Consider the following 1,110-nt stretch of genomic DNA (forward strand, 5'->3'; position numbering starts at 1 on the left):
CAATGCCGTGTAGATAGAGCTTGCGGATTCCTGTCACGGGTCTGGTGTGGTCAGGATGTCGATGCTGATGGTGGCTTTGTAGCTGGTCCGGTCGATGGTGCCTTTGGCGTTGTACTTGGAGATCGCGCGTTTGACGACGCGGGGGCGGGTGCGGATGCGCCGGTCGGGCATGAGGTCGGCCAGGACTCGTCGGCCGATGGTGCCGACGAGGTCGATGACGGTGTCCGCGATGACGCCCGCGGCCTGGATGACCAGGTCGCGGGCGGTGTTCAGGGCGATGGTGAAGCTGGCCCGGTCGGGGTCGACGCGGGGGCGGGTACCGGTGGCGTCGGCCATGGCCAGTCGCAGGACCTGGTAGGTGACCAGCAGCGCGTAGATCTCCTGTTCGAGGCCGGCGGGGGTGCGGGCGCGCAGGACTCGGCCGCCCAGAACGGTGGACTTGATCTCCAGGTAGGCGGTCTCGATCTCCCAGCGCTGGTGGTACAGCGTGATCAGTTCGGTGGCGGGATGGGTGCGGTGGTCGGTCAGGGTGGTCACCAGCCGGCAGAGGCCGGTGTGGCGGCCGGTGGCCGTGGCGATGGTGATCTCGCAGTCGATGACCCGAACCTCAACGGTGCCGAGCCGGGACAGGTAGGAGCCGTCACGGTTGCGGCGAAGCACGGGCAGGTGGCGGCCGCTCTTCACCCGGACCAGGACGTGGGCGCCGGTGGTGGCGATGGCGCTCACCAGGGTCCGCGCGGCGAAGTTGCGGTCCAGCAGCACGATCACGCCCTCGCGCAGGCTGCGGAGCAGGCGCGGCGCATAGGTGGTTTCCCCGTCCGTGGTCGGCCCGAACACCGCGTCCAGGACGGTGCGGGTGCCGCAGGACACCAGGACCAGCAGTCGTAGCGCCGGGTATCCCGAACCGCCGTTGTTGCAGCGGTGTTTGGTGTATTTGGTCAGGTTCGCGGGGCTGTCGGGCACCGTGATCGTCGTGCCGTCGATCGCGCAGACCAGCAGCCCCCGCCACCACGCCCCGGTGGTGCCGATTCCGGCGGCCGGGCCGCGTAGCAGGTCGAACAGCCAGCGCATCGGCTCGGCCCCCACCCGCCTGCGGGCCTGGGCGAACGC

Annotated in this window: 1 protein-coding gene; it reads right to left on the minus strand. The window is 69.5% G+C overall.

What is annotated here, in order from left to right:
- Nucleotides 1-33 precede the first annotated feature (33 nt).
- On the minus strand, nt 34-1,110 hold a 1,077-nt coding region (locus PUR56_RS17065), incomplete at its 5' end, for an IS4 family transposase (RefSeq protein WP_329949558.1).

The sequence above is a fragment of the Streptomyces sp. BE303 genome, from assembly GCF_036290945.1.
Lineage (GTDB): Bacteria > Actinomycetota > Actinomycetes > Streptomycetales > Streptomycetaceae > Kitasatospora.